We start from the raw sequence: 4,738 nt of genomic DNA, 5'->3' as shown, positions 1-4,738 counted from the left end.
CGACGGTGCCGGGCGGAACGCCCGGGCGGGCACCCGGCGGTCGACGGTGAACTCGAACCAGGGCCACCACCGCGCGGTGAGCAGCGTGGCGCCGCCGATCCCGGCGCGGCGGCGGGCGACCTCCCACTGCACGAGCAGGATCGCGGTGTGCCAGTGCGGCGCGGCCAGCAGCCGTTTCAGCACCGCGGTGGTGAGGTGGAACGGCACATTGCCCACGAGCACGTGCGGATGGCGGGGCAGGCGGTAGCGCAACAGGTCGGCGTGGACGACGTCGACGTGGTCCGGGGTGCGGCGCTCGAGTCGCCGGGCACGGCACGGGTCGACCTCCACGGCGGTCAGCGGACGACCCAGCCGGCCGAGTGGTCGGGTCAGTGCGCCGTCGCCGGCGGCGATCTCGACGATCGGGTGTGGGACGCGGGCCGCGAGGGTGGTGACCGCGTTGATCACCGACCGGTCGACGAGGAAGTTCTGGCCGAGCTCGTGCGGACCGCCCGGAAGGGCAGAAGACATGGGGATACTCCGGTCACGGAGAGAAGTGGGACCGGGCAGCGTCGGATCGCCGCACCGGTATGGCCGAGTCGGGTGCGGCCGAGCCGGAGAGAGGTCGGGCCGCCGTCAGGCGCGGCGCAGCCGCGCGAAGAAGACGGCGCAGAACAAGGTCCCCATGGTCGGAGGATAGCAGTGCGCCGGGCCGACGTATCCGGCGGCCGGGCGCAGGGTGACCTCGGTCGCTTTGACACCCGACGGGGACTCCGCCAGGCTGGACCTCACGGAGGGGAGTACCCGCCCCGCCGGGGTCGTCATTACGGCAGCCCGAAGTGGCAGCCCGGTCCCGGCGCATCACACGCGACACCGTGATGGAGGGGAGACCTCCGGTCCCGTTTTCGTGGAACCGGAGGTCGTGGTGACAGTCGCGTGGTGGGCCTGGGCCGGTGTGCTGGCGGTCATTCTGGTGATGCTGGCGGTCGACCTGATCGCCCACCGCACGGCGCATGTCGTGGGGGTCCGGGAAGCGCTGGCCTGGTCGGGCGTGTGGGTCGCCCTCGGCGTGACGTTCGGGCTCGTCGTGTGGTGGTTCTGGGGCGCCGAGTTCGCGGGCCAGTACTTCGCCGGGTACGTGATCGAGAAGTCGCTGGCGGTGGACAACGTCTTCGTCTTCGCGATCATCTTCAGCTACTTCGGTGTGCCGCGGAAGTACCAGCACCGGGTGCTGTTCTACGGCGTGCTGGGGGCGCTGGTGTTCCGCGCCGCGTTCATCGCCGCCGGGTCGTTTTTGATCGCCAGCTTCTCCTGGATCCTGTACCTGTTCGGCGCGTTCCTCGTCTACACGGGCATCAAGATGGCGCGTCAGGGCGACGACGACACGGTCGACCCGGACCGCAGCATCGTGCTGCGCGCCTTCCGCCGCGTCGTGCCGATGACCGACACCTTCCACGGGCAACGGTTCTTCGTGCGGCAGGCCGGCCGGTGGGTGGCGACTCCGCTGCTGGCGGTGCTGGTGCTGGTCGAGGTCAGCGACATCGTGTTCGCCGTCGACTCGATCCCGGCGATCTTCGCGGTGACGCAGGAACCGTTCCTGGTGTTCACCTCGAACGCGTTCGCGATCCTCGGGTTGCGCGCGATGTACTTCCTGCTGGCCGAGGTGATGCACCGCTTCGTCTACCTCAAGGCGGGCCTCGCGGTCGTGCTGGTGTGGGTGGGCGTGAAGATGCTGCTGCTCGACGTCGTGCACATTCCCACGTGGTTGTCGCTGTCGGTGGTGGCCGCGGTGTTGACCGGCGCGATCGTGGCCAGCTGGGTGCGTACCCGCGGCAGCACCGCCCCGCCCGCGGCACCCGCCGCGCCCGGGTTCACCGACGAGGAGGAGAGCGCCCCGTCGGAGAGCGTCGACTCGCCGTCCGGGAGTGTCGACTCGCGGGCGGGGAGGGACGACTCGCGGGAGTGAGGCTGCTTCAGGCGACGCGGAGGTGGTGCAGGGCGATGCCGGCGGCGACGCTGACGTTGAGGGTGTCCTTGCGGCCGTGGGACCGGATCTCCACCAGCCGGTCGCAGGCGTCCCGGATCTCCGGGGTGATGCCGGCGACCTCGTCGCCGAGCACGAGCGCGACCCGCTCCGGTGGGGCGTAGTCGGTCAGCGGCACGGCGGTCGGGTCGAGTTCGAGACCGACGACGGTGTAGCCGTCGGCACGCAGCGATTCCAGCAGGGCCTGCACGTCGTCGTGCCGGTCGAACGGCATGGTGCGTTCGGCTCCGGCGGCGGCCTTGGCCAGCCTGCGGGTCTGCAGGTCGCGCAGCCGCGGGTCCCGCGGGTCGTCGGCGTAGGTGGGGTATGGGGAGAACCCGGTGACCCACACCCGGTCGAGGCCGAAGAACTCGCCGGTGCGCAACAGCGACCCGACGTTGTGCGCCGAGCGGATGTTGTGCGCCACGACCACGATGCTGCGCCGGGGCTCGGGGGTGCCGTTTCGTTCCACGATCCGCGGAGCCTACCCAGCCGCCCACGGGTGCGGATCAGCGGTGGTGTGCGCGGGCGGTGAGGAAGTCGTCGACGATGCGGGCGCAGAAGTCGGCGCCGACGGGCTCGTGGGTGACCAGCCGGTTGAAGATCAGCGGCCCGACGAGTTGGGCCAGGGCCGTGGCCACGTCGAGGTCGTCCCCGAGTTCGGCGGCGGCGTCCGGGCTGGTGAGCACGGCGTCGAACGGCTGCCGGTACTGGTCGACGATGCGGCGGCGCAGCCTGCGCCGCCCGGGGCGTTCGTCGTCGGCGGCCGGGACGGTGTCCATGCCCAGCCAGGACAGCACGGTCGCGTAGAGGGGGGCGTCCTCCAGCAGCCGGGCCTGCCCGGTGAGCAGGGTGACCAGCCGGTCCCGCAGCGGCCCGCTGTCCGGGGCGGGCGCCACCGGGGGCAGGAGCTGTTCGAAGGCGGTGGCGAGCAGGTCGGTGCCGGTGGCGAAGTGCCGGTACAGCGTGGCGCGGGCCACGCCCGCGGTGCGGGTGACGGCGTCGATGGTGACGGCCTGCACCCCGCCCTCGGCCAGCAGCCCGCTGGCGGCCTGCACCAGCCGGTTGCGCGAGCGCACGACCCGGGGGTCGCGGTCCCGGCCGCCCTCCTCGGGCGGGTCCGGCGGTGTCGCGGCACGGGACTCCGACATGCGCCTCCGATCACTGGTGGTCATCCGCGGTCACCGACAGCGGTAGCCGAGATCCCCTCCCGCCACCCGGCACAACTGTGAGACTATCCGTCTCGTTCCAAGACTGAAAGTCTCGTTTCGTGGAGAGGTCCGGTCCATCATGTCGCACTCCCCCCGCACCCCCGGCCGCACCCGGTGGCGCCGCTTCGCCGCCGTCCTGCTGCCCGCCCTCGGGGCGGTCGGGCTGATGCTCGCCGGGGTGGTGCAGGGCGTGTTGCCCGTCTCGGCCGCCGTGCAGGGCCAGCAACGCCTCAAGGTCTCCGTCGACGAGATCTCCGCGGTCGGGCACGGGGGCTTCCCCCGGTTCTTCCGCACCCGCGACGGCGAGGACCGCACCGTCGTGGCCGTCGGACTCTCCGACGTCGAGGCCCGCGGCCTGTGCACCTCGGGCGCGGTGGACACCCCGCTGGGCCGGTACGTGCTGCGACTGGAGACCGCCCCGGACGCCCCGCCCCTGCACGCGGGCGACCTGCGCATGGCCCTGGAGAGCATCGACGGTGTGGACGTGGCCGGGCAGACGCTGTCGCTCAACCGCGCCGACACCGCCCCCGACGGCACCCCCCGCGACAGCGGCCCGGAGGGCACCCTGCCGATCAACGCCCGCGCCCTGATGATCGGCATCCACGCCGACGTGCGCTGGGTGACCGCCGCCGACCTCGACCTCTCCGGCGTCGACCTCACCCTCGGCCGCGACACCGAGGAGTGCTTCTGATGCCCGAAACCCCCACTACGACGACCCACCCGTCCCCCCGGGACACCGGCCGGTCCCCCGCACGCCGGGGGTGGATGGCCTTCACCCGGTGGCGCCGGTCCCGCCCGTTCTGGGGCGGCGCGTTCGCCCTGGCCGGCGGGCTGACCATCCTGTTCCTGCCCGCCGGGCGGTTCACCGTGCTCACCCTGCCCGGCACCGCCGGGTTCGCCGGGTTCCTGCTCGGCGGACTCATCGCCGCGCTCGGCCTGCTGTGCTGGGCACAACCGGAGCACCGCGGCGTGGCGGGGGTGACCATCGTCATGCTGGCGCTGGCCTCGTTCGTCTACAGCAACCTCGGCGGATTCGGCATCGGCATGCTGACCAGCCTCGTGGGCGGCGCGCTCGCCGTCGCCTGGACCCCGCGCCCCGACCCCACACCGGACGACGCGGCCCGGCCGGTCGGGACCGACGACACACCGACGGATCCGGACCCGGGCACCCCGGCCAGCGAGTAGCGGCCCCACCGCCCACCCGACCGGGTGCGGATCCGCCGGGGGCCGGGTCAGTCGTCCGCCTCGACGCCGCGCCGTTCGAGCTCGGCGAAATCGGCCCGCATCGTCCGGACCACCTCGGGAGGGTGCGGCTCCCAGTCGGTGACCTCGTCGAGCACCCGCAGCGGCTCCCGGGTGCGGTAGGACCGCGTCGGCCTCCCCGGTGGTTCTCACGCATCCTCGGCCCGCCGCCGCAGCAGCGCGCGTTCCCGGTCGTTGCCGGCGAGGTCGGCCGCACGGGCGAACTCACCGCGCGCCTCGTCGTGCCGCCCGAGCCGGGCCAGCAGATCCCCCCGCACACTCG

Annotated in this window: 8 protein-coding genes and 1 pseudogene; 3 read left to right on the top strand and 6 right to left on the bottom strand. The window is 72.9% G+C overall.

Annotated elements, in window-relative coordinates; all coding sequences use genetic code 11:
- The coding region (locus tag ACTIR_RS0110865; protein ID WP_026454304.1) for an rRNA adenine N(6)-methyltransferase family protein at positions 1-510 on the bottom strand (510 nt) is incomplete at its 3' end.
- 105 nt (positions 511-615) lie between these two features.
- Complete coding sequence (locus ACTIR_RS26550; RefSeq protein ID WP_161629632.1) at positions 616-771, bottom strand: hypothetical protein; 156 nt, start codon at positions 769-771, stop codon at positions 616-618.
- 133 nt (positions 772-904) lie between these two features.
- Between ACTIR_RS26550 and ACTIR_RS0110855 the strand changes: the two genes are divergently transcribed.
- Positions 905-1,945, top strand: coding sequence for a TerC family protein (locus ACTIR_RS0110855; RefSeq protein ID WP_034239433.1), 1,041 nt, complete (start codon positions 905-907; stop codon positions 1,943-1,945).
- A 7-nt stretch (positions 1,946-1,952) separates the two neighbouring features.
- Here the strand turns inward: ACTIR_RS0110855 and ACTIR_RS0110850 are convergent, their stop codons facing one another.
- Together ACTIR_RS0110850 and ACTIR_RS0110845 are read right to left on the bottom strand one after the other, a co-directional pair.
- Complete coding sequence (locus ACTIR_RS0110850) at positions 1,953-2,474, bottom strand: TrmH family RNA methyltransferase (protein ID WP_026454301.1); 522 nt, start codon at positions 2,472-2,474, stop codon at positions 1,953-1,955.
- Positions 2,475-2,511: 37 nt separating this feature from the next.
- Positions 2,512-3,177, bottom strand: a complete 666-nt coding sequence (locus ACTIR_RS0110845) for a TetR/AcrR family transcriptional regulator (RefSeq protein WP_034239360.1) — start codon at positions 3,175-3,177, stop codon at positions 2,512-2,514.
- A 115-nt stretch (positions 3,178-3,292) separates the two neighbouring features.
- Here ACTIR_RS0110845 and ACTIR_RS0110840 point away from each other — a divergent pair, with 115 nt between their 5' ends.
- Both ACTIR_RS0110840 and ACTIR_RS22765 read left to right on the top strand, forming a co-directional pair.
- Positions 3,293-3,904, top strand: coding sequence for a DUF6230 family protein (locus ACTIR_RS0110840; protein WP_026454299.1), 612 nt, complete (start codon positions 3,293-3,295; stop codon positions 3,902-3,904).
- Positions 3,904-4,398 carry a DUF6114 domain-containing protein gene (locus tag ACTIR_RS22765; protein ID WP_154663714.1) on the top strand — a complete coding sequence of 165 codons (495 nt, stop codon included), beginning with the start codon at positions 3,904-3,906 and terminating at the stop codon, positions 4,396-4,398. Before ACTIR_RS0110840 ends, ACTIR_RS22765 begins: the two co-directional genes overlap by 1 nt.
- A 47-nt stretch (positions 4,399-4,445) precedes the next feature.
- Here the strand turns inward: ACTIR_RS22765 and ACTIR_RS27690 are convergent.
- Together ACTIR_RS27690 and ACTIR_RS24985 are read right to left on the bottom strand one after the other, a co-directional pair.
- Positions 4,446-4,592: pseudogene (locus ACTIR_RS27690) on the bottom strand (NAD(+)--rifampin ADP-ribosyltransferase); the annotation flags it as partial.
- A 12-nt stretch (positions 4,593-4,604) separates the two neighbouring features.
- Positions 4,605-4,738 (bottom strand): hypothetical protein (locus ACTIR_RS24985; RefSeq protein WP_034239358.1); only part of this gene is annotated, 134 nt, incomplete at its 5' end.

This window comes from Saccharomonospora iraqiensis subsp. iraqiensis (assembly GCF_000430445.1).
GTDB lineage: Bacteria > Actinomycetota > Actinomycetes > Mycobacteriales > Pseudonocardiaceae > Saccharomonospora > Saccharomonospora iraqiensis.
This window is presented reverse-complemented; position numbering and strand designations above follow the sequence as displayed.